This is a genomic window from Neobacillus canaveralius (assembly GCF_047237705.1).
GTDB classification, from domain to species: domain Bacteria; phylum Bacillota; class Bacilli; order Bacillales; family Cytobacillaceae; genus Neobacillus; species Neobacillus niacini_K.
Genome location: NZ_JBDFLL010000001.1, coordinates 5757060 through 5778134 on the forward strand (window position 1 = coordinate 5757060; position 21075 = coordinate 5778134).

Annotated in this window: 22 protein-coding genes; 3 read left to right on the forward strand and 19 right to left on the reverse strand. The window is 40.0% G+C overall.

Annotated features, from left to right (window positions below; translation table 11 throughout):
- Positions 1-172 precede the first annotated feature (172 nt).
- The 7 genes from ABC255_RS27995 to ABC255_RS28025 all read right to left on the reverse strand — a co-directional run bounded on the left by ABC255_RS27995 (position 173) and on the right by ABC255_RS28025 (position 5322).
- Positions 173-1114, reverse strand: coding sequence for a diacylglycerol kinase (locus tag ABC255_RS27995; protein WP_412998383.1), 942 nt, complete (start codon positions 1112-1114; stop codon positions 173-175).
- A 180-nt stretch (positions 1115-1294) separates the two neighbouring features.
- The gene (locus ABC255_RS28000) at positions 1295-2209 is read right to left on the reverse strand and encodes a hypothetical protein (RefSeq protein WP_412998384.1); all 915 of its coding nucleotides are present in this window, start codon (positions 2207-2209) and stop codon (positions 1295-1297) included.
- Positions 2206-2298, reverse strand: a complete 93-nt coding sequence (locus ABC255_RS28005) for an LPXTG cell wall anchor domain-containing protein (protein ID WP_335528252.1) — start codon at positions 2296-2298, stop codon at positions 2206-2208. Before ABC255_RS28005 ends, ABC255_RS28000 begins: the two co-directional genes overlap by 4 nt.
- On the reverse strand, positions 2295-3371 hold the full coding sequence (locus tag ABC255_RS28010) for a hypothetical protein (protein ID WP_412998385.1): 1077 nt from the start codon (positions 3369-3371) through the stop codon (positions 2295-2297). Before ABC255_RS28010 ends, ABC255_RS28005 begins: the two co-directional genes overlap by 4 nt.
- Positions 3368-3850: an anti-sigma factor gene (locus ABC255_RS28015; RefSeq protein ID WP_412998386.1), complete on the reverse strand. Its 483-nt coding sequence runs from the start codon at positions 3848-3850 to the stop codon at positions 3368-3370. The genes ABC255_RS28010 and ABC255_RS28015 overlap by 4 nt, the downstream gene beginning before the upstream one ends.
- Complete coding sequence (locus tag ABC255_RS28020; protein ID WP_412998387.1) at positions 3847-4362, reverse strand: sigma-70 family RNA polymerase sigma factor; 516 nt, start codon at positions 4360-4362, stop codon at positions 3847-3849. Before ABC255_RS28020 ends, ABC255_RS28015 begins: the two co-directional genes overlap by 4 nt.
- Before the next feature lie 177 nt (positions 4363-4539).
- Positions 4540-5322 carry a class I SAM-dependent methyltransferase gene (locus ABC255_RS28025; RefSeq protein WP_412998388.1) on the reverse strand — a complete coding sequence of 261 codons (783 nt, stop codon included), beginning with the start codon at positions 5320-5322 and terminating at the stop codon, positions 4540-4542.
- Positions 5323-5431: 109 nt separating this feature from the next.
- Here ABC255_RS28025 and plsY point away from each other — a divergent pair, with 109 nt between their 5' ends.
- Positions 5432-6058 carry a glycerol-3-phosphate 1-O-acyltransferase PlsY gene (gene plsY / locus ABC255_RS28030; RefSeq protein ID WP_412998389.1) on the forward strand — a complete coding sequence of 209 codons (627 nt, stop codon included), beginning with the start codon at positions 5432-5434 and terminating at the stop codon, positions 6056-6058.
- Between the two features lie 37 nt (positions 6059-6095).
- On the opposite strand, the gene ABC255_RS28035 is transcribed toward plsY, so the two are convergent.
- Positions 6096-6647 carry a thioredoxin family protein gene (locus ABC255_RS28035; RefSeq protein WP_412998390.1) on the reverse strand — a complete coding sequence of 184 codons (552 nt, stop codon included), beginning with the start codon at positions 6645-6647 and terminating at the stop codon, positions 6096-6098.
- A 219-nt stretch (positions 6648-6866) separates the two neighbouring features.
- On the opposite strand from ABC255_RS28035, the gene putP reads away from it, so the two are divergent.
- Positions 6867-8345 carry a sodium/proline symporter PutP gene (putP, locus tag ABC255_RS28040; protein WP_412998391.1) on the forward strand — a complete coding sequence of 493 codons (1479 nt, stop codon included), beginning with the start codon at positions 6867-6869 and terminating at the stop codon, positions 8343-8345.
- 530 nt (positions 8346-8875) lie between these two features.
- On the opposite strand, the gene gatB is transcribed toward putP, so the two are convergent.
- From gatB to ABC255_RS28080, 8 genes are all read right to left on the reverse strand, one after another.
- Positions 8876-10303: an Asp-tRNA(Asn)/Glu-tRNA(Gln) amidotransferase subunit GatB gene (gene gatB, locus ABC255_RS28045; protein ID WP_412998392.1), complete on the reverse strand. Its 1428-nt coding sequence runs from the start codon at positions 10301-10303 to the stop codon at positions 8876-8878.
- Between the two features lie 12 nt (positions 10304-10315).
- Positions 10316-11773: an Asp-tRNA(Asn)/Glu-tRNA(Gln) amidotransferase subunit GatA gene (gene gatA / locus ABC255_RS28050; RefSeq protein WP_412998393.1), complete on the reverse strand. Its 1458-nt coding sequence runs from the start codon at positions 11771-11773 to the stop codon at positions 10316-10318.
- Between the two features lie 10 nt (positions 11774-11783).
- On the reverse strand, positions 11784-12077 hold the full coding sequence (gene gatC, locus ABC255_RS28055; RefSeq protein WP_412998394.1) for an Asp-tRNA(Asn)/Glu-tRNA(Gln) amidotransferase subunit GatC: 294 nt from the start codon (positions 12075-12077) through the stop codon (positions 11784-11786).
- Positions 12078-12246: 169 nt separating this feature from the next.
- Positions 12247-12792, reverse strand: coding sequence for a hypothetical protein (locus tag ABC255_RS28060; protein ID WP_412998395.1), 546 nt, complete (start codon positions 12790-12792; stop codon positions 12247-12249).
- 289 nt (positions 12793-13081) lie between these two features.
- Positions 13082-13513, reverse strand: coding sequence for a YueI family protein (locus ABC255_RS28065; protein WP_412998396.1), 432 nt, complete (start codon positions 13511-13513; stop codon positions 13082-13084).
- Positions 13514-13945: 432 nt separating this feature from the next.
- Positions 13946-15223, reverse strand: a complete 1278-nt coding sequence (gene aceA / locus ABC255_RS28070; protein ID WP_412998397.1) for an isocitrate lyase — start codon at positions 15221-15223, stop codon at positions 13946-13948.
- 33 nt (positions 15224-15256) lie between these two features.
- Positions 15257-16849 carry a malate synthase A gene (gene aceB, locus ABC255_RS28075; RefSeq protein ID WP_412998398.1) on the reverse strand — a complete coding sequence of 531 codons (1593 nt, stop codon included), beginning with the start codon at positions 16847-16849 and terminating at the stop codon, positions 15257-15259.
- A 332-nt stretch (positions 16850-17181) separates the two neighbouring features.
- Positions 17182-18231 (reverse strand): glycoside hydrolase family 15 protein, encoded by a 1050-nt coding sequence (locus ABC255_RS28080; protein WP_412998399.1) that lies wholly within the window; start codon positions 18229-18231, stop codon positions 17182-17184.
- A gap of 174 nt (positions 18232-18405) precedes the next feature.
- On the opposite strand from ABC255_RS28080, the gene ABC255_RS28085 reads away from it, so the two are divergent.
- Positions 18406-18582 (forward strand): hypothetical protein, encoded by a 177-nt coding sequence (locus tag ABC255_RS28085; protein ID WP_412998400.1) that lies wholly within the window; start codon positions 18406-18408, stop codon positions 18580-18582.
- 30 nt (positions 18583-18612) lie between these two features.
- Here ABC255_RS28085 and ABC255_RS28090 read toward each other — a convergent pair whose 3' ends face one another.
- The 3 genes from ABC255_RS28090 to nirD form a co-directional block, all read right to left on the reverse strand.
- On the reverse strand, positions 18613-19212 hold the full coding sequence (locus tag ABC255_RS28090; RefSeq protein ID WP_412998401.1) for a precorrin-2 dehydrogenase/sirohydrochlorin ferrochelatase family protein: 600 nt from the start codon (positions 19210-19212) through the stop codon (positions 18613-18615).
- A 39-nt stretch (positions 19213-19251) separates the two neighbouring features.
- Entirely contained in the window at positions 19252-20688 is a 1437-nt protein-coding gene (gene cobA / locus ABC255_RS28095; protein ID WP_412998402.1) for a uroporphyrinogen-III C-methyltransferase, read from the reverse strand.
- Positions 20689-20753: 65 nt separating this feature from the next.
- Positions 20754-21074 (reverse strand): nitrite reductase small subunit NirD, encoded by a 321-nt coding sequence (gene nirD, locus ABC255_RS28100; RefSeq protein WP_412998403.1) that lies wholly within the window; start codon positions 21072-21074, stop codon positions 20754-20756.
- Between the last annotated feature and the right edge of the window lies 1 nt (position 21075).

A 21075-nucleotide genomic window follows, 5' to 3' on the forward strand; every position in this document is an offset into this window, starting at 1 on the left:
TAATTACCATTAAATAGTAACAAGCCTAAGCTTAATATGTAAGTATCTTATGACCTAGCTGATTATAGACAAAAAGTAGGATTTTGAAATCAGGATTACTTACATCGAATGTGTAAATAGTAAAATACCTTTTTAAAAAAGAAAAGCCCATTCCTCGTCGGAACGGACTTTTTCAGCTATATCTCTGACCCGGTACCCAATCTGTTGGTTTATCGAGAGGACGAATGTCATCAAGTGGGACAAATACTTCTAAGTGCCTGTACAAGTTAGCAAACTCTGCAGGCAGTAACCCACCGAACTCACCATCAAGATTCAATTGTACCTTTTCATTTGAATGGACTTTTATCCGGCTCGCTTTTGCATATATAACATTCGGATCATTCACATGCTCACCGCGAATGGCTAACGTTGCAACTCGAATAAATTCGGCCAAATTAATTTTTTTCAAAATCAGCAATGAAAATAGACCATCATTAATCGAAGAGTCCGGAGCAATCTTTTCAAATCCGCCGATAGAATTGGTCAGCCCTACAAGGAACAACATTGCTTCCCCTTCAAAAAGCTTACCATCATACTCAATACTTATATCCGAAGCTTTAATGGAAGGAAGCATTTCCATCCCTTTTAAATAGTATGCAAGCTGCCCAAGCATCGTCTTAAGTTTACTTGGAACCTCGTATGTAAGCTCCGTGATTCTGCCGCCACCAGCGATATTAATAAAATAACGGTCATTAATTCGGCCAATATCCACCGGAATCCGTTCACCTTTGGTGATAATATCGACCGCTGCACCAATATCTCTGGGTATATGGAGAGCTCTTGCAAAATCATTCGTTGTACCAGCTGGAATAATTCCTAATTTTGGCCGGAACTCCTGCTCCGCAAGTCCGTTGACTACTTCATTTATGGTGCCGTCACCTCCAGCAGCAATGACAACATCATATTGTCGTTCAACTGCTATCCGAGCGGCTGCCGTTGCATCACCTGCACCCGTCGTCGCATGGCAAGAGGCCTCATACCCGGCAATCTCAAGTTTCTCTAGTATCTCTGCTAGATGGCGCTTAAGGATTTCCCGCCCTGAAGTAGGATTATATATTAATCGTGCTCTTTTCATGTTTCATCATCCTATTTTTATGAAATCAATAAATGGCTTCTTATGGACCTCTTCTATATTCTACCAACTTACCCCTTGGCTTACAATTATTAACCCAGGCATCAAATATTATTCTGTCCATAACTCTGCCGTCTACTATCATACCTTTTTTTTATTTTTTTGCAAAAAATAAGATGTGAACTAATTCGAGTTTAAACTAACATAAGGAATATTGGTGATATTAATATGATAGGTACCCTCACCGGATTGGTATACAGCGTCTCTTTCTACTCCTTCAACATTCGGGTCCACTTTTTCAGTTATCTTCCATGCTCCATCCTTACCATTTACTTCACTTACACCAAGTGCTGCAATATTCAAATTGCTGTTTTCTACAACCTTTATATTTAGTGAAGAGGCACCATTTATACTCCAGTCATTCTCAAGATCCCGCGGGTTTAACGTAATCTCATTTCCGTTTCCAATTACCTCAAGTTTTACCCCTTTTGGGATAAGAATGGTTGAGGAAACTTCTTGATGGCTATAAAAAGGTCCCAATTCATTCGGAAGTGTCTTAACATTTATAAAAAGAGTATCTCCCTTTCTGTTTGCATACACATATTCATCCGCACTTGTTAGGAGCTTTTTCTTTTTCGTTGTCTGTGTCCGGTACGTTCCAAACATTGACACTTCTTTTTCATCCGTTGCTTCAATCGTTGTTTGATAACCTACGGTTTTTAAGACAACACGTTTGATACTGTCATCCACCTGATGAGAAAAGTCCGGCAGTTCAAAAGACATTTCTTCCCTTGCAACCACTTCCTCCACTTTCCCCATAATCCCCGTTGCACTAAGGGTCGCAAATAGTATCCCTACCATACCTAGCAATCCAACAAAAAGAATACTGACAAAGTCATATTTTAAAATAGGCTTCTCCTGCCTCGAGAAAAATAAGTAGAGGAGAATTTCAACTCCAAGAACAATTAACAAAATTGGCCACCAAGCCGACATCACATGAACTAAATCAAATCCTAAAAAACGTGAAAGAAAAAGGAAGAGGCCAAGAAAAACGAGCGAGGCCCCCATTGAAAACGTGCCAACACGCCATGTCCTCATGCCTGCTCCTCCTTTCTTTTTTTAAAAAGGAACCCAATACCTGCCCCGATTAAGAGCACCCCTGTTAGTGTGTTTTTCCACCTTTTCATGATCTTTTTTCCTCCCTTTTTTGCTTGCTCCCTGATAAAAGCTTAATGCCGCCGCCAATTAACAGCACACAAACAATCCCCGTTTGAAAATAACTTTGGACCCAATACACTAAATCAATTTGGATAAGATTTGATAACATTGGGGCAAAGACAGGAATAACCACATTCATGAATAGGTAATAAACCCCCAGCACGACTAGACCAATTCCAACCCATTTTTGGTGATTAATTAAGTAAGAAATAATCGGAACATCCTCAATTTCTTCCTCACCATATTTGGAAACCTTTTGCATGGCGTCAAAAAAGCTATAGAACCAGATAATCGGTATCAAGAACAAGAAAATACCAAGACGTAAAATATCTAAAATATAGATTGAAAACAGGAAAGCTGCCATTAACTGAATGCCGCGTTTTTGTAAACCTAGATAAAGGTGCCCTGCACCAGGGAAAATTGACAGAAAGGTGGCAATCGATTTGCTCTTTTTTCCATCTTCTCTTCGTGTTTCAAAGTCTTCGAATATGGTACGGTCAACCAATTCCTCACCACGCTGTTTCTTGTTTAATTGCTGTACGGAATCAAAAAAGCCATACACCCATATAATTGGCAAGCCCGCTAAGAAAACGAGAAACTCTGAACGACTGCTAAGAGCCGTTATGAAAATCACCATAACACCAAGTCCTAAAAATGCAGCTAACAAGGTGAGTCCTCGGTTCATCAGTCCCAGCTGGAAATGACCTAATCCCGGGACAAACGAAAGTACTATCGTATAGAACCGCTCTGAATCCTGTGTCGCTTGTATTTGCGGTACAGCAGGATTAGACGCTATTAATGCTTTCTTTTGTTTGGAAATTTGTACTCCCATATCTATAAAGCTGATTAAGTAAATGAAAATTCCAATCATAAACGGAATGATGGTCTCTTCGCCAACACCACTTGCAAGAAATAATACTGTAAACAATGCACATCCAAACACTGATAATAAATAAAGCACACCACGAATCATGTTTCCGAAATAAATATGACCGAGGCCTGGGAAAAGCGATAAGGTTAAAGCTTTTGTTGAACTTTTCATTTCTTATTTGCCTCCTTTTTTTCTAGTGAGTCCATCCATGCAAATGTTTTATCAATAACGCCTTCTGTCACTGTATGCTTTTTCTCCTTACTATGCTGTGGTGCCTCTACCGCACTTGCATAGGTGGCAAGTGATTGAAACACTCCTGAAAAAGTAAGCAATAGTGTTGCAGCGGCTGCAATTAAATAGTGAAAAGATGCCTGTTGATAGAATGACTTTTTCGTTTTAACTGGCTGTTTCACTGCTGTCGGACTTTCTGTGAACTCTTTTTGCTTAGAAACCTCCGCCATTACCAGGTCTGTAAAACTGTTCTCGTTTGATAGAACTGGAAGTGATGATTCATGTTCTGAAACAGCTTGTAAATAATGCTCTAGACATTGGTCACATGTATATAAATGACTTTCGATTTCCTCTCGGATCGTGCCGATGACTTCGTCTTTCACATAGCTCAACCACTCATCATAACTATAATGCTTCATGAAAAATCGCCCTCCTTCCAATTCTTTTTCATCCAAACCCTTGCCCTGTAAAGCTTTGTTTCAATTGTCTTCACTTGTACATTTTGTTCTTCAGCCATCTGCTGATAACTTTTTTCCGCTATATAGAAACCATAGATGACGTCACGATAATTCTCGGGAAGCTCATCCAGTTTATTTCTTACAAGCCTTCGTCTTTCATTAACGATGAGTTCTTTCTCAACACTATCCTTTGGAGTGCCAAGTGCCTGCTGTTCCAAAGCCTCCATCACTTCTTCTTTTCTTCGTGCTTGCTTCCTCTTCATATCGATGGCATGATTAACGGCTATTCTGGTCATCCAAGTCTTAAAGCCTTGATTTTCATATTGGGAGAGAGAGGAATATATTTTCATAAATACTTCTTGAGCGGCATCTTCTGCTTCCTTTTGATCACGAAGAACAGCAAAGACGGTCCGGAACACATCATTGCGGTACTTCTCAACCAAAAGGCGAAAGGCATGATCACTGCCGTCCATTACTTTTTGTATTAATACTGAATCACTAATCGCTCTCTCCCCCTTTCTATCTGACCTTCACCTTAATAGACGAATTGATTTTACAAACCCCTACACTTTTTAAAAATTATTTTTTATTCTAGGTAAAATAGTAGCATAAAAAAACGTGCGAGCTAGTCGCACGTCCAAGGAATAACTTTATTCTTGAAGCCTTAATATACAAACATTACATTCGTGTGGAATTACGAACGTTTCTTGGTCAGATAAGGATTCAGTTAAATCCTTTAGCGCCTTATTCCTAACATCCTTTACTAACCCTGCAAGCCAGGAGATGGATTCCACTCTTTCTACCCATGTGTCCTTTGTAAAGGTAATGTTATAGTTGAGTTTATAAAAATCCCTTAACTCGAAACCATTGCTTTGCCATTCATGGAACCACTCTGCCGGAAAGCCGTTAATCCTCTGGCTGGATTCTGCCTTTGCCCCTGCAGGTTTAAGTCCATCACTTACATATTTAGTTAGCACTTCGAAAGTCTTTTCAACAACTGATGACCCTGCAAGAAAACCAGAATCTATAACAATTAGTGTCCCTTTTGCTTTTAATACTCGCTTCATTTCTGCAATTGCCTTTTCACGGTCAAACCAGTGCCAGGCACGCATAACCGTTACTATATCAAACTGAGAATCATCTAAACCAGTATTCTCAGAAGTACCGTGCAGATATGGAATGGTATAATTTTTTGACTTATTTAACTCCACTGCATGTTGAAGCAATTCTTTTGATGGATCTATCCCAGTAACATCTGCTTTCCTCATAGCGATCTTTCTTGTTAAGGATCCTGTCCCACAGCCAATATCCGCAACCTTTTTCCCATCCAAAAAAATCCCCCGGACATAAAGACTATCCATTAAACTTACGGGAATATCTTCTCTTGCTTTCGCATAACTTTTAGCAACTTGACCAAAATCGATGTGTTCCATGCTAGCCGCCCCTTTAATATTTCCTAATTTAGGAATTATTAAAATAATACCATTGAAGTATGGTAAAATGCTATTGTTATAGAAGATACTCTGACAAAGGAATGATGATATGCTTTGGTTGTTGCTCCTTTCCTCTTATTTGATTGGAAGCATTCCGACTGCGCTAATTGTGGGCAAGCTGGTTTACGGGGTTGATATTCGCGACCATGGCAGTAAAAATCCTGGTGCCACCAACACATTAAGGGTTCTTGGCAAAGGATCTGCTATTATCGTGGTACTTGTTGATATTGGTAAAGGAGCACTTGCTGCTTACCTGCCTTTACACTTTAACCTTGATGTTGAACCACTTTACTTTGGTCTGATGGCAGTCGTAGGACACTGCTACCCTATTTTTGCTGGTTTCCGTGGTGGAAAAGCTATTGCCACTACTGCCGGAACCTTAGCAGTAGCAAATTTCCCATTGGCCTTGATCGCTTATGTAACGTTCTTTTTGGTGATTTTTTTAACTAAGTATGTATTCTTCGGCTCCATCTCAGTTGGTCTCAGCCTTTTGATTTACTCTTTCATTTCTCCTCAACAAGATTTTGAACTTATATTCTCATTCTTTACTTTATTTTTAATTTACCTTCACCGCTCTAATATTCGTAACCTTATCCTAGGAATTGAACCGAAAATAAATGATAAAAATCTTATCAATGACCGTATTCCTCCAAAAAATAACAACTTTAAGATGTAAAAGAATCCCTGGCCAACCAGCCAGGGATTTTCAAATTTTATAAAAAAGCTTTCATAATACTGTTTGCAACGGTTTGCCAAATCGATGAGTCAGTCTGATAAGATTGACCTAGACGCTTATATAAAGCCATCTGTTTCTCTTGGAAATCTGGAGCGTCTTTATCCGGCAGTTCTCCTCGGCCTTTTTCTACAAGAGCTTGCATTTCAGGTGCACGTGGTCCCCATACTCCCACTTCATTTCCTTCTTGATCAATGAAAATAAAAATAGGAATTGCTCTAGAGGTGCCATTCGTTAAATATTGGTCCATTAGTTCAAGGTTCTGGTCTCGCAGAACAAACCGGACCTCCATTCCAGCAGCTTCAGCCAATCTAAGCAATACTGGATTGTTAAGCATGGCGTCACCGCACCAATCCTCTGTTAGAACAATTGCGCGTAATTTCTTTGACTGGACTGCTTCAAGTTGCTTTTTATCATCTTGTGTTAACTCGAAGCGATCATAAATAGAAGTCATTTCTTCTTTATTCCGAGTCATTGAGCTTATGTACTCATCTTTCGTTAACCCTTTTTGAAACCAAGAATTTAATTCCAAACTAAACACTCCCTTCTATTTCTTTTATCATAGCCCTTTCATTTCTTCGTTACAAATGAAAGGATTTCTACCTTTTTTACTAATATTCCAAGAGTACTTTAACCTATTTTAGGAAAGTAAAAAAATACTAGTGGATATAGTTATATCCAGTTGGTAGAATATTTTATATATAAAAAATATTATTTCAATTATTTTTCAACATAATAAAGGGGGAAAATTATGTCAAACGAAACACTACAGCTTGTTTCGATTGGAATTTACCTTGCGATGATGCTTTTTATCGGTTGGTATTCTTATCGTAAAACTAGCAATCTAACAGACTATATGCTTGGAGGAAGGTCACTAGGACCTGCTGTCACAGCATTAAGCGCTGGAGCTGCAGATATGAGCGGGTGGCTATTAATGGGATTGCCAGGAGGAATTTATGTAACGGGTTTAGCCGACGCATGGATTGCTATTGGTTTAACCATTGGAGCATACCTTAATTGGTTATTGGTGGCACCTCGCCTTCGCTCCTATACTCAGGTAGCAAATGATTCTATAACAATTCCAAGTTTCCTAGAAAACCGCTTTAAAGACAACACCAAGCTCTTGCGGATTGTATCTGGTATCGTTATTCTGATTTTCTTTACGTTCTATGTTTCTTCAGGTTTAGTATCCGGGGCAGTCTTTTTTGAGAGTTCCTTTGGAACGAGCTATCTGACAGGACTTTTAATTGTTGGCGGTGTTACCATTGCCTATACATTATTCGGAGGATTTCTTGCTGTTAGTTACACCGACTTTATTCAAGGATTAATGATGCTCATTGCTCTCCTTCTTGTTCCGGCAATTGGAATTTTCACAGTAGGGGGTCCCGCAGAAACGTTTGATACGATTCGAGCTATTGACCCAACATACCTTGATTTCTTTAAAGGAACAACAACATTAGGAATTATTTCTGCAATGGCCTGGGGACTTGGTTATTTTGGTCAGCCGCATATCATTGTGCGTTTCATGGCCATTTCAACGATACAAGAAACCAAAAGTGCACGCCGTATTGGAATGGGCTGGATGATTTTCTCACTGCTAGGTACCATCTTTACTGGATTCATTGGAATTGCTTACTTCCATAATAATCCTCAACATGTATTAGAGAATCCAGAGGCAGTATTTATTGAACTAAGTCAGATTCTATTCCATCCTTTATTCGCTGGATTTGCTTTAGCCGCGATTCTTGCAGCTATTATGAGTACTATTTCATCACAATTAATCGTTACGTCGAGTGCACTTGTGGAGGACTTATACAAAGTAGTCATGAACAAAAAGGCCTCAGACAAACACCTCGTTTTCTTAGGAAGAATGGCAGTTCTTTTGGTAGCAGTTGTTGCGGCAATCCTTGCTCTTGATCAAAACAGCACCATCCTAGACCTTGTAGCATATGCATGGGCAGGCTTCGGAGCTGCATTTGGTCCCATCATTATTCTAAGCTTATTCTGGAAGAAGATGACTAACTGGGGTGCTCTTTTCGGTATGATTGTGGGCGCGTTAACCGTTATCGTATGGAAAAACGTTGGACTTGGTGATCGACTTTACGAAATCGTACCAGGTTTTGCTTTTAACTTAATCGTTTCTTATATCATCAGCTTACTTACGTACAAGAAAAATGAAGACATTGAAAAAGAATTTGATGAAAGTGTAAGCTTATTAAAAAAGGAATAGAACTTTTTGAAATGCCTGGATAACACTATCCGGGCATTTTTTGTCTATCTGGCCGTCAAGTTTCTCCTTTTCCTAGCTAATCAAACGTTTGATTAGTTTTGATTTAATCCCTAATATTAAAGGATTTTTCTTTGGAAAATGGTAGATTCATGTCATTTAACTAATCATTTGATTAAATAGCGATGAAATGCTTAGACGAGAGGGTTTTTGCGCAATTCTCATTAAATTTATTGTCAATATGTGACCCCGAATCAGATGGATTATCATTATTGTCTGCAAATGGATAGCAATTCGACATTGTTCCCCAGCGTTTATACTAATCAAACGTTTGATTAATATAGGCTGAGACCCTTGTTATTAAAAGCTTTCCCTTAAAAAAAAGGGATGATTGGTGTCGACTAATTAAACGTTTGATTAGTTTTATATAATTCCCTATGTTTAGTGAGTTTCCTGGGAAATCTTTAAATAATAATTGTCGAGATATTTTCGACAAAAAAACTGGCAGAATGATATCTGCCAGCCGAATATATTTATCGTTTGCTTAATTCCTGATTCAATAATTGGTTTACTTTTTGTGGATTTGCTTGTCCTTTTGTTGCCTTCATTAGCTGCCCAACGAGGAAACCAACTGCCTTATTTTTACCGTTTTTAAAATCTTCAACGGATTGTGGATTCGCATCGAGAACTTCTGAAATGATTTTCAACAGTGTTCCTTCATCTGAAATTTGTACGAGACCTTTGTCTTTAACAATCTTCTCAGCATCGCCGCCGTTTTCAATCAATTCTTTAAAAACAGTCTTTGCGATTTTGGAAGAAATTGTTCCGTTTTCAATTAGCTTAATCATACTAGCTAAGCCTTCAGGTGTTAATGCGATCTGATGAAGTTCTTTACCCTCAGAATTCAGGTATGCAGAAACATCCCCCATAATCCAGTTGGAAGCCAATTTCGCCTCAGCACCTGCTCCTACTGCTCCTTCAAAGAAATCAGCCATTTCTTTCGTTACAGTTAGTACCTTGGCGTCATAGACAGGTAATCCCAGCTCTTCTACATAGCGCTTTTGCCGCTGATCGGGAAGTTCTGGTATTTCAGCCGCAATACTAGCTTTCCATTCCTCATCAATATAGATATCAAGTAAGTCTGGTTCCGGGAAGTAACGATAATCATCTGATCCTTCTTTTACCCGCATAAGTAAGGTAGCACCTGTCGCTTCATCAAATCGACGTGTCTCCTGATCGATTTTTCCGCCTGCTGACACAACCTCACGCTGACGCTTCTCTTCAAATTCCAATCCTTTCCGAACAAAATTGAAAGAGTTTAAGTTCTTTAACTCTGTTTTCGTTCCGAACTCTTCTTGACCAACTGGACGAATGGAAATATTAGCGTCACAGCGAAGAGAGCCTTCCTCCATCTTACAATCAGATACTCCAGTATATTGGATAATTGATTTTAATTTTTCAAGATAAGCATAGGCCTCATCAGGTGTCCGGATATCAGGTTCAGATACGATTTCCACAAGCGGTGTTCCCTGGCGGTTATAATCCACCAATGAATAGCCATTCCCGTGACTGAGTTTCCCTGCATCTTCTTCTAAATGTATCCTTGTGATTCCAATTCGTTTTGTATAGCCATTTACTTCAATGTCAATCCAGCCATGCTCCCCAATTGGCTTATCAAATTGAGAAATCTGATACGCCTTCGGATTATCTGGATAAAAATAGTTCTTACGGTCAAATTTCGTATGAGTGGCTACCTGGCAATTCAAGGCCATTGCTGCCTTCATTCCGAATTCTACTGCTTTTTTATTAAGGACTGGCAATACCCCTGGATAACCAAGGTCGATTACGCTTGTATTCGAATTCGGCTCTGCACCAAAATGGTTTGGGCTTGCCGAAAAGATTTTTGAATCCGTTTTTAACTCAACATGAACTTCAAGACCAATCACTGTTTCAAATTCCATCTTATTCACCCCCTATAATCCTGGCTTTTGTTTATGATAATCTGTTGCCTGTTCAAATGCATGTGCGACTCGGTATATGGTTTCTTCATCAAAATGCTTACCGATGATTTGTAAACCTAGCGGTAATCCATTATCAAATCCACACGGAACAGAAATTCCTGGCACTCCTGCTAGATTCACTGGAATTGTTAATATATCATTTATATACATGGTTAATGGGTCTTCAATATTTTCACCGATTTTAAACGCCGGAGTTGGAGTCGTTGGACCAATGATGACATCATATTTTTCAAAAACATCTTCAAAGTCCTTCTTAATGAGCGTACGGACTTGCTGTGCTTTTTTATAATAGGCATCGTAATAACCTGAACTTAATGCAAAGGTACCGAGCATAATACGGCGTTTTACCTCATCCCCAAAACCTTCCGATCTTGATTTCTTATATAAGTCAAGTAAATTATCAGCATTTGGTGTCCGGTAGCCATAACGAACGCCATCAAACCGGGCTAGATTGGCGGATGCTTCTGAAGATGAAAGCAAATAATAGGCTGCTAATGCATATTTAGAGTGAGGTAAGGAAACCTCATCCCAAACAGCTCCTTGTTTTTCAAGGACTTTTAATGCATCCATCACAGACTGGCGGACAGCGTCAGTCACACCCTCACCTAGGTACTCTTTCGGTACCGCTATTTTTAACCCCTTTACATCGCCAGTTAATGCAGATATAAAATTCGGTACTTGCACATTTGCTGAAGTTGAATCCATTGGATCTAATCCAGATATTGCTTGTAAAAGATAGGCGTTATCTTCAACTGTTCTCGTAATAGGACCAATTTGATCAAGAGACGAGGCAAATGCCACAAGTCCGAAACGGGATACTCGTCCATAAGTTGGCTTTAACCCTACCACTCCGCAAAAAGCCGCCGGCTGTCGGATGGATCCACCTGTATCCGAACCTAGTGAAAACAGGACTTCACCTGCTGCAACGGAAGCAGCAGAGCCGCCTGATGAACCGCCTGGTACTCTGTCTAGATCCCACGGATTTCGTGTTTTTTGATAGTGGGAATTTTCGTTTGAAGAGCCCATTGCAAACTCGTCCATATTTAACTTTCCAATTGTTACGGTTTCATGCTGCTGTAACTTTTGAACCACGGTAGCATCGTAGATAGGATTAAAGTTTTCTAGAATTTTACTTGCACAGGTTGTCCGAAGTCCTTTTGTGACAATATTGTCCTTAATGCCAATTGGCATTCCGAATAACAAGTTACTTGTGGAGTTGGCGTTAAGCTTCTCATCTAGTGAATTTGCCGCTTGTCTCGCCTTCTCTTCGTCCAATGTTAAAAAAGCTTGTACCTTGCCATCCACCTGAGCAATACGTTTATACGACTCATCAATGAGATCTGCCACTTTTAGTTCTTTTTTATGTAAAAGTTCATGAAGATCTGAAACTTTATAATCAAATAAGCTCACGTTTTCCTCCTTACTCCCCGATAATTGCAGGTACTTTAATTTGTCCATCCTGTTGATCTGGTGCATTTTTTAATACTTCTTCACGCGGTAATCCCTTTTCCTTAATGTCCTCTCGGAAAACATTTTTCATATCGAGTACATGGTAAGTCGGTTCAACATTTGTCGTGTCGAGCTCATTTAACTGTTCTGCAAATGTAATGATAGCGTCAAGTTGCTTTGTGAAGATTTCAGCTTCATCCTCCGATATTTCTAACCTCGCTAGGTTGGCTACATGCTTAACCTGCTCGTTTGAGATTCGTGTCATTTTTTTCATTCCTCCAATCACTTATGTCTTAGTTAATTTACTATTGATAATACCAAACTTTTTCGCTTCACCGCAATGATTCCTTCATCAGTATTGGCATATTAAATTCTTTTTAGATTGCTAGCCATAAAAAAAAGGGAGCATTTTGCTCCCTGAATTATGTATTTGTTTATTGTTGAGGAATAACCTCACCATTACCATTTAAAGCTCTAACCTGCGGGCGGATGCCTATTCCCACATAGTAGCGTCTTCCATCTTTCTCAATCATCTTTGCTTTTTTATACTCCTCAGTACCCTGGTTGGCGATTTCAATGGCCGTGATATTCTCACTATTGATTTCTCCAAACACAACGTAAATATCTTTAAGAACATTCCCTTTATCATCATATTTTGTATAGTTTTCATTGTAAATGGAATAGGTTTCGCTTTCTGCATGCTCCCAGCCATTTGGTCCATCATTTTTCCATCCCTTTTTATCGTTCCCTTCAAAGAAAGAAACACCTAGTACCGGCTCTTTTATATGTTCCACTTCTTTTCCTTCTGCTTGCGTAGTGTATAAGACGATTGTTATTCCATCACTTTTTGTCTTGTACAAAACTTCCTGAACCTCGAATGGAATTGTCTCAGCAATGGCTTTTTCTAGTGTTGGATATTTGCACCCCGTAAGAATAAGCATTAGAACAATTGCGATAAAAAGAACTTTACCTCTTCTCATAATTCTCTCCTCCTAGATTTGGCCAGATGTTAGTAATCTAGTAATCTCTAGTAAAAAGTAATAGGGAATAGAAACCCCACCTTCTTACCTGACCATTTTTCTTTTCGTGCCCATTATGAGTAATCTGTCCCCCTTATATTAATAGACCCAAATGGTAATCTCATTATAATAATAATATTCCAATATTTTATATAATTCCAGTTATATCCATTTTTAGGTCGAAGTACCTCCTCCTATTAACCCAATAAAAAATAAAAGCAGTCTAACTGACTGCTTAGTTGTTTGCCCTTTATCGTTTAAATAATTTTGCAAATAGTCCTTTACTTTTTGGGGGTTCAGGCTGACTAATTTCCTTTTGCGTGATATAAATTTCTTCCTTATCAATTGCATGGTCCATAGCAAGCAGCAGGCCGATATCTGTATCGCGTTCCTTATTGGTTACAATTTTATGGTCAATGTTGTGTTTGGCTGCCAACTTTACGTATTTGGATAACGCTGCGTACTCGATATTTCCATTTAATAAGAGATTCGCCTGTGGATTTTTTTTCATTTCCCTCTCCACTTGAGGGTATATCGTTGGTTCAGCCACTTGGTTTTTCTTAAGAGCAAGAATAATTCGTTCTCGTAATGTTCCTAAAAATTTCCGTCTTTCGTCCGGCTTCGTTTCCAAAGGACCATGAATTCCCTGTTGAAGGACTTCATCCACGCTCTGCTTTTTCAAAAAGATCAACTCCATTAAAAAGGCTATTATTATGTATGATAATACCCCAAAAAGTGTTCATTTCCAAAATGGCGGCATCTTTACGAAATTATAGTTTGTTATACGCAACTAATTCCTGCCATCCGCAACTAATTCCTGCTATCCGCAACTAATTCCTGCCATCCGCAACTAATTCCTGCCATCCGCAACTAATTCCTGCTATCCGCAACTAATTCCTGCTATCCGCAACTAATTCCTGCCATCCGCAACTAATTCCTGCCATCCGCAACTAATTCCTGCTATCCGCAACTAATTCCTGCTATCCGCAACTAATTCCTGCCATCCGCAACTAATTCCTGCTATCCGCAACTAATTCCCGCCATCCACCAGTAACCTGCCTATTAAATAAGCAAAAACCCCTCTCCCATGGGAGAAGGGGTCTTACCACTTCAATTACTTTGTAAACTGCTCTTCCTCTGTAGACCCTTTTAACGCAGTTGTAGAGGATGTTCCGCCTGTAATCACCATTGACACTTGGTCAAAGTAGCCTGTTCCTACTTCGCGCTGGTGTCTTGTTGCTGTGTAGCCGTATTGCTCACTGTCGAACTCAGCTTGCTGTAATTCGGAGTATGCCGCCATACCGCGCTCTTTGTAGCCACGAGCTAGTTCAAACATGCTGTGGTTCAAGGCATGGAAGCCTGCAAGTGTTACGAATTGGAACTTGTAGCCCATTTTCCCAAGCTCTTGCTGGAATTTGGCAATCGTATCTTGATCAAGTTTCTTCTTCCAGTTAAAGGACGGAGAACAGTTGTAGGCAAGCATTTTTCCAGGGAATTTCTCATGAATAGCTTCAGCAAAACGTCTAGCTTCCTCAATATTTGGTTCAGATGTTTCACACCAGATTAAATCTGCATATGGTGCATAAGCTAAGCCGCGCGCAATCGCTTGGTCAAGTCCTGCTTTTGTTCGGAAAAAGCCTTCTGCAGTGCGCTCACCTGTAATGAACGCTGCGTCGTTCATATCAATATCACTCGTAATTAAATCAGCAGCATTGGCATCTGTCCGCGCAACCAATACGGTTGGAACACCCATAACGTCAGCAGCCAAACGAGCCGCAATTAAGTTACGAACCGCCGTTTGTGTTGGCAATAAGACTTTACCACCCAAATGACCACACTTTTTCTCAGAAGAAAGCTGATCCTCAAAGTGAACACCCGCTGCTCCTGCTTCAATCATTCCCTTCATCAATTCAAAGCAGTTTAACTGCCCGCCAAAGCCTGCTTCTGCATCCGCAACAATTGGCACAAACCAGTCGATAGAATTATCGCCTTCTGAATGGGTGATTTGGTCAGCACGCTGAAGAGCTTGATTAATTCGTTTTACCACACTTGGTACACTGTTTGCAGGGTATAAACTTTGATCTGGATACATATGTCCAGATAGGTTAGCGTCGGCAGCAACCTGCCAGCCACTGAGATAAATGGCTTTCAATCCAGCTTTGACCTGCTGTACCGCTTGATTGCCTGTTAGTGCTCCTAAAGCATTAATGTAGTCTTCTTCAGTCATTTGCTTCCAAAGCTTTTCTGCTCCACGTCTAGCCAATGTATGCTCAATATCAAGCGATCCACGAAGTTTGATAACATCTTCAGCTGTATATGGTCTTGTAATCCCATTCCAGCGCTTATCCATTTCCCAGCTTTCTTGTAATGCCTTGGCTCTTGAATTTGTCATTTTAAATTCCTCCTATTAATCTATTAAAATTTTTTATAAAAGCTTATATCCGGGTAATGTTAAAAACTCTACAAATTCATCATTTAATATTAAGCTGTCAAACAGCTCAATAGCTTCAGTAAAACGGCCATTCTCATAGGCAGGCAAGCCAATCTCATCCTTAATTTTCGATAATTCCTCGGCCTTTAATTGCTCATACATTTCTACAGTTACTTTTCTGCCGTCTGCGAGTACACCTTTTGGGTGGCGGATCCACTGCCAAACTTGAGCCCGTGAGATTTCAGCAGTTGCCGCGTCCTCCATTAAGTTGTGGATGGGTGCAGCTCCTCTTCCCGATAACCACGAAGCAATGTATTGAACCCCCACATTGATATTAACGCGGACACCTTCTTCGGTAATCTTACCGCCTGGTGACTCGAGTAAATCACTTGCGGTTATCGTAATCTTTTGCTGTTTCGTTGTATGAATCTGGTTTGCTACCGGCATTTCTCTATCAAATACTTCTAAAGCAACTGGAACAAGACCTGGGTGTGCTACCCATGTACCATCATGACCATCACGTGCTTCTCTCTCTTTGTCAGCACGAACCTTCGCAAATGCTTCCTCGTTTGCCAGAGGATTATCGCGAATTGGTATTTGTGCCGCCATCCCTCCTATCGCTGGGGCCTTCCGGCGATGACAGGTTTGAATGGTAAGCAATGAATAGGAACGCATAAACGGTACAGTCATGGTTACCTGGGATCGATCTGGCAGAATGATTGTTTCATGACTACCCAGTTTTTTTAAGTAACTAAAAATATAATCCCATCTGCCGCAGTTCAAGCCCGCCGAGTGTTCCTTTAATTCAAATAGAATTTCATTCATTTCAAATGCCGCCATAATGGTTTCAAGTAAGACAGTTGCTTTAATTGTTCCTTGAGCAATTCCAAGCCTGTTTTGCGAAAAAACAAACACATCATTCCATAGTCGTGCTTCTAAATGGCTTTCTAACTTTGGCAGGTAAAAATATGGACCAGTTCTTCTTGCCAGCAGATTTTTCACATTGTGGAAAAAGTACAGTCCAAAATCAAAGAAGCTCCCAGAAATGGGCTTGCCATTAAGCAGCACATGTTTTTCTTCTAAATGAAGTCCACGCGGTCTTACAAACAAGACGGCCGTTTCATCATTCAGCACATATCTTTTTCCATTTTGATTTTCATAGGAAATCGTCCGATTTACTGCGTCTCTTAAGTTGATTTGTCCCTCGACGATATTTTCCCAGGTTGGTGAAGTAGCATCTTCACAATCCGCCATAAAAACTTTTGCACCCGAATTTAAAGCGTTGATGACCATCTTTCTATCGGTTGGTCCGGTAATCTCTACACGGCGATCCTGAAGGTCTTTTGGTAATGGCGCAATTGTCCAGTCACCATTACGAATTTGCTTTGTTTCGGGAAGGAAATCCGGAAGATTACCGCTATTGATTTCCTCTTGGCGTTTTTCCCTGTACTGCAACAGTTCAATTCGCCTTGCTCCATATTTTTGTTCAAGCTCCTCAATGAATTTCAGCGCTTCGGGGGTTAAAATCTCATCGTAGTGCGCTTTGAGAGCTCCAACTACTTCAATACCTGTTGTTTGCGTCGACATGAACGATTCACCTCTTTGTTATACTACAGTACCTTGCTCTGTGATGTATTATATAACACAAAAATTAAAAATGGAACTAGTTTTCAGAAAATTTTATAAAAATAGGCAAAATAATACATAAGACCTATTTTTATAATAGTAAGCCAGATGCTTTAATTCTTCTTACCAGCCAAAATGACACCTTTACCTGCGGATTTTAACTGCTTACCTGCATATTTTTTATTTTACCTGCATTTTCCTTCGTTTATCTGCTTAACAAACTCCATGACAGTGAACTACGTTCGAATAGCTTAAGAAGAGACTGCCGAAATATCTCAGGCAGCCTCTCCTTATTACATTAGTCCTTCATATCGCTCTTTAGCTAGGATATACATAGCGCTTCCCCATCCCAATGGGGTATTAGTGTTGTACTTTTCCGATTGAGCAAAATACAATTCGGGTAAGCTGCCATCTGGAAGCATTACGTTTTCGGTTTGGGCTATATACTGTTTAGCCTTTTTGACATTACCTAATTCTAAATGGCATAATGCCAGCCAAGGCAATCCAAATGTCCACTCTGCCTCAGTACCATAATAAAAGGATAGATCGTGATGCCTTCCTTCATGTTCAATGGTTGAATAATAGGAATCTCCCTTGTAGCGGATTACCCCCCGTTCCCGTAAAAGGTGCGTTTCAATTTGGTCAACCACCACTTTCGCCTCTTCCACTGCCAAAACCCGATATGGATAAATTAAACTCAGTTGAGCTAAATCAAAGGGGCGCTGGTTACTTTCTTGCGGGTAGATATTCGATAGAGTTTCACATCCATTGGTAATCCATTCTCCGGGAACAAATACGATATCTCTCACTGCTTGAAGGCCAGCAACACATGCCCCTACAGAGCTTGAATGGACCTCTCTCCATTCCTCCCACATTCCATTATCTGCGTCCTCCCAATATCGAACACAACCTAAATAGCCAACCAGCTTTTGAACGATATCATGATCCTTTGCATCTCTAATGATCCTTTTGCCCTTCTGTTGGCCCATTCCAATCCCCCAGAGTATCGCTCCTATGGCATCATGCTGAGCATGTCCCCATGGGGTATCGATTTCCCTTACTTCGGAAGCAGAGTACCTGGAATGAAGGTATTCCCATTGCTCCCTCGGTCTTTGAACGGTATGAATATCCAGCTTCCATTCGTATTCTCTAAATATGTCCAGAATTCGGTGGTAGGTCATCTCATAAATCTGATTGTTTTGATTCAAATAAGGCAGTGACATATAAAAGGAATCACGTAACCAAACATATTGATAGTCCTGGGATGATGAAGCTAAATACAAACCGTGCGGTAAACGTAACTGATCTAGGATTTGATAGCTATGGATTATTTTCTCGTTCATAATTCACCCTCACAAGCTTTTTGCTATCTTTTTCGCCTTATCATGAACTTTTTATACAAGAAAAATGATGTATAAACTATTAAAAGTTTGCCCATGCTGAAGCTATAGAAATAGATTAGGAGAATATGATGGTTGGATTATGGATGGAAAGATCAAAATGGGGAGTGTTTATGAATGAGCGTTGAAGAGCTAACCAAAATTATTGCTGTAAAAAAGATGGATTTAGAGGAATGTGAACATGAGTTAAATAATCGATATTACCCTTCGATAGTGAGAATAGCGATAATGAATTACATTTTAAATTTACAAGAACAATTGGAAGAATACGATAACGATGTTATAAATTTGTAAAATAAATGACGTGTGAAATTAATTCACACGTCATTTTCTTTTGTTATGCAATAACCGAAAAAAGTCAGCCTCACGATTTGGGCTATTCAAGAACTCTCGACTAGCAATTGCCGATAATATTTTTCGTTTTCTTGAGCCATCTTTCACTTCTTTCAAAACTCGCTGCCTTGCTGAAAATAAAAATTCTAGATAGTCTTCAAATCCTTCATCAAACTGCTGTTCCAGCTGTTCCCTTATTTGCCTTGCCAGTGTTGGACTGGCTCCGCCTGTTGATACCGCAATACTCAATCGTCCCCGTTGAATATGTGAGGGAACATGAAAATCCGATCCTTCCGGGTCATCGGCAATGGTGACAAGCTGTTGGTCACTTGCTGCCATTTTTATAAACTGATTTAACTCAGTGTTGTTCGTTGCGGCAAAAATTAAGAATGCACCTTCTATGTCTTCTTTTGAGAATGATTTTTCAAGCCACCCTATCATTCCACAACTAGCTAGCCTTTTAAGTTCATCTGTAGCATTAGGGCTAATCACGGTGATATGCGAGCCTGTACCAAGCAGACCAGTAACTTTCCGTTCTGCCACCTTGCCGCCGCCTACAACCACTGTCTTTTTACCTTCAAGCCTTAACATAATCGGATAATTCGAATTCAAGTATGCACCCTGCCTTTCCTATACAATCGGATACTGAATTAAGTATTCGACCAACGCTTCACGGGTTGGAGAAACCGGCATTCCTACTGAAACTAATCCGGCACGTTCAACCTGCTCTTTTGTATGCTGTCCCATGCAAACCACCTGGACATCTTTCAACAGGTCGAACACGTCAATACCGCATTTCTTTAAGCCTTCAATAAATGCACCAACTGATGCCCCGCTTGGAAATACCATTGTATTCACTTCAGCTTCCTCAAGCATTCTTTGAAAAATTGGCAGGAACTGCTGGTCGAGCTCTTTTTTACTCGTGACTAAGAAATCAGCATTTTCAACACCATAATTACAATCGTCTCCGACCACCAGCAAACTTCCTTCTTGCTGCATGTCTTCGGTGAGGCTAGCGATAATTCCACGTTCTTTTAAGGCCTTAATAGATTTGCTTGAGCGCCCATAGAATTCAGCCTTTATTTTTCGAATATCGATTCCTTTTTCAATGACTGCATCAAAAAATTCTCCGACACTTTCAGGGGATGTGAACAATATCTTATCGTAATTTGTGACATTCCCTACCTCTACAGGTAAAATGGTCTTTTTCCATTTTGGAAATTCGATAACATCCGCACCCTGTTCCATTAATCCCTTTACCAAACCGCTGGCACCTTCACTAGTACGGGCTAAAAGAATTTGTCTGCCGTATAATGGCATTTTTTCAAACCAACTAATTTTTTCACGAAGGGAGATAACCTCTCCCACAAGTATAATCGACGGATTGCTAAACTTAGCTTCTAGCACTTTTTTAGAAATATCACTTAAGGTTCCTTGAAGGGTTTTCTGGCGGCCAAATGTGCCCCAGTGAATTAAGATAACCGGAGTACTTGAAGGCTTTCCGTGAGCAATCAGATTTTCACAAATAAACGGCAGATTTCCAACACCCATGTAAAAAGCGATGGTATCGACTCCACGGACAAGACCTTCCCAATCAAGTACCGGTTTGCCATCTGTAGATTTATCATGCGCTGTAACGACGGCAAACGATTCTGCATGCTCGCGATGGGTAACAGGAATTCCTGCATAAAGGGGGGCTGCAATCCCCGAAGAAATGCCAGGAACTATTTCAAATGGAATTTGATAGAGAGCTAGGGCTGCTGCTTCTTCACCAACACGGCCAAAAACACCAGGATCTCCGCCTTTTAACCGAACAACCACTTTACCTTCCAGCGCCTTTTCTACTAAAAGGTCGTTGATATTCTCTTGGCGTAATATATGGCGGTCAGGTAATTTTCCACAGTAAATGAGCTCACAATCCTCTGTAGCAAACTCCAAAAGCTTTGGATTCGCAAGCCGATCATATAAAATAACTTCAGCCTGCTTAATTGCATCCAATCCTTTTACTGTAATTAATCGAACGTCACCTGGTCCTGCTCCTACTAAAAATACTTTTCCTGTTTCCATCCTGCAGCCATCCTTCCAAACTCTTTATATAAAGTTTTTTCCTTAAACTTTGTCGCTTTTAGACCTTATATAATAATATAAACGTTATCCGCTTCGACTTCCACTTGATAGGTTTTTACTTGACCTTCGTCTGGTGCCTGGACTTTTCCGTCACTTAAGGAAATCTTCCAATCATAGACTGGGCAGAAAACATATTCACCGCTTACTAGACCTTCCGTTAAGACCCCGCCTTTTGGATGCGGACTGCTATTTTCAATTCCATAAACCTTACCATTTGTTACTTTAAATAAGGCGATTTCTTTATCGTCTATTTTTACAGAATATCCAGCCTTGACTTGCAGGTCAGAATACGCAGCAACTAGAGTCCGAGTTTTTGTTTCGATCATT

Excerpts from the sequence above, each read along its gene's own strand:
- cobA (WP_412998402.1), bottom strand. The coding sequence starts at position 20,688 with ATGGAAACAGGAAAAGTATTTTTAGTAGGAGCAGGACCAGGTGACGTT.
- ABC255_RS28020 (WP_412998387.1), bottom strand. The coding sequence starts at position 4,362 with ATGGACGGCAGTGATCATGCCTTTCGCCTTTTGGTTGAGAAGTACCGC.
- ABC255_RS28000 (WP_412998384.1), bottom strand. The coding sequence starts at position 2,209 with ATGAGGACATGGCGTGTTGGCACGTTTTCAATGGGGGCCTCGCTCGTT.
- plsY (WP_412998389.1), top strand. The coding sequence starts at position 5,432 with ATGCTTTGGTTGTTGCTCCTTTCCTCTTATTTGATTGGAAGCATTCCG.
- ABC255_RS28005 (WP_335528252.1), bottom strand. The coding sequence starts at position 2,298 with ATGAAAAGGTGGAAAAACACACTAACAGGGGTGCTCTTAATCGGGGCA.
- ABC255_RS28060 (WP_412998395.1), bottom strand. The coding sequence starts at position 12,792 with ATGAGAAGAGGTAAAGTTCTTTTTATCGCAATTGTTCTAATGCTTATT.
- ABC255_RS28010 (WP_412998385.1), bottom strand. The coding sequence starts at position 3,371 with ATGAAAAGTTCAACAAAAGCTTTAACCTTATCGCTTTTCCCAGGCCTC.
- ABC255_RS28085 (WP_412998400.1), top strand. The coding sequence starts at position 18,406 with ATGAGCGTTGAAGAGCTAACCAAAATTATTGCTGTAAAAAAGATGGAT.
- ABC255_RS27995 (WP_412998383.1), bottom strand. The coding sequence starts at position 1,114 with ATGAAAAGAGCACGATTAATATATAATCCTACTTCAGGGCGGGAAATC.
- ABC255_RS28090 (WP_412998401.1), bottom strand. The coding sequence starts at position 19,212 with ATGTTAAGGCTTGAAGGTAAAAAGACAGTGGTTGTAGGCGGCGGCAAG.
- ABC255_RS28025 (WP_412998388.1), bottom strand. The coding sequence starts at position 5,322 with ATGGAACACATCGATTTTGGTCAAGTTGCTAAAAGTTATGCGAAAGCA.
- nirD (WP_412998403.1), bottom strand. The coding sequence starts at position 21,074 with ATGATCGAAACAAAAACTCGGACTCTAGTTGCTGCGTATTCTGACCTG.
- gatC (WP_412998394.1), bottom strand. The coding sequence starts at position 12,077 with ATGACACGAATCTCAAACGAGCAGGTTAAGCATGTAGCCAACCTAGCG.
- gatB (WP_412998392.1), bottom strand. The coding sequence starts at position 10,303 with ATGGAATTTGAAACAGTGATTGGTCTTGAAGTTCATGTTGAGTTAAAA.
- ABC255_RS28015 (WP_412998386.1), bottom strand. The coding sequence starts at position 3,850 with ATGAAGCATTATAGTTATGATGAGTGGTTGAGCTATGTGAAAGACGAA.
- ABC255_RS28080 (WP_412998399.1), bottom strand. The coding sequence starts at position 18,231 with ATGAACGAGAAAATAATCCATAGCTATCAAATCCTAGATCAGTTACGT.
- aceA (WP_412998397.1), bottom strand. The coding sequence starts at position 15,223 with ATGACAAATTCAAGAGCCAAGGCATTACAAGAAAGCTGGGAAATGGAT.
- putP (WP_412998391.1), top strand. The coding sequence starts at position 6,867 with ATGTCAAACGAAACACTACAGCTTGTTTCGATTGGAATTTACCTTGCG.
- aceB (WP_412998398.1), bottom strand. The coding sequence starts at position 16,849 with ATGTCGACGCAAACAACAGGTATTGAAGTAGTTGGAGCTCTCAAAGCG.